The following is a 1,004-nucleotide window of genomic DNA, read 5'->3' as shown; positions in this document are numbered from 1 at the left end:
ATTCAAATAACTTTACTTATCGAAAGTTACCACTTCGCTATATTATAAATCATTTTTACTTTTTTTTCTACTTTTTTTTAAAATTTGCAAAAAGCCAGATTATTATTTTATCCTTCTATCCATATATTCCACATTCAAATATATTATACTATGCAAAATTATAAAAAATATAACCATAAAAGTATTAATAAATTCCCCAGCAATTACACCAAACTTAGAAATCAAAAGTAACAAGTCAATACCTAGCTCTTCAAAAAGTGAAACTATTGGAAGTAAAAAAATAAATATTGCTGAAAAAGAAAAAACAAGGCAAAGAATACCAGGAAATATCATTTTTAATTTATTTCCTTTAATTAAATGCAAATTATAATCCCAAGATTCTCTTAAATCAAATGGTCTTGCAGAAAATAACGGTATGAAGTAAAATAAGTAAATCCAAAAAATTACTAGCACCACCAAAGACACTGTTCCAAAAACTAAATTAAATTCATCAAAAAACAAAGGAAAAGGCAAATATCGAAATATATAACTAATTATGTAATATATCAAATATAAAAGGAAAAATTTTGAGGCTGACCTATCTAATCTTGAATAATTTTTCTCTTCTATTTTAAAAATTATTTTTTGATAAAACAGAAAAAGCGCCAAATAATAACAAAATTTAAAAATCTGAAGTATGTTTGCAAACGATAAAATTCCAGTATTTTCAATAATAACTTCTATTGTAATTTTAACGCAGGATATAAAAAAGAAAAATAATATCCACCATACATCATTCCTGTCAAACACAAGTTTTTTCAAAATAAAAAAAGCGTATCTTATTTGCTGAAAGATATTCAAATTCTTTTCAGTCAATTTCCCTTGCAATTCTTTCATATCCATAACAATTTATAATCCCTTTCTTTTCTAGTTCTGTCTCATACAATCTCAAACATATATTTATACTATTTCCCATTTAAAAGAAATCAGAAATTCATGTAATTAAATCCCTTTTTTACAAGACT

Annotated in this window: 1 protein-coding gene; it reads right to left on the bottom strand. The window is 24.1% G+C overall.

What is annotated here, in order from left to right:
- Positions 1-102 precede the first annotated feature (102 nt).
- Positions 103-501: a hypothetical protein gene (locus tag Q0370_RS05125; RefSeq protein WP_299572980.1), complete on the bottom strand. Its 399-nt coding sequence runs from the start codon at positions 499-501 to the stop codon at positions 103-105.
- Positions 502-1,004: the final 503 nt, after the last annotated feature.

This window comes from uncultured Leptotrichia sp. (assembly GCF_938036635.1).
Classification (GTDB): Bacteria; Fusobacteriota; Fusobacteriia; order Fusobacteriales; family Leptotrichiaceae; genus Leptotrichia; species Leptotrichia hongkongensis.
Note: the sequence above shows the minus strand (reverse complement) of the source record. Positions and strands in the feature narration are given on the sequence as shown.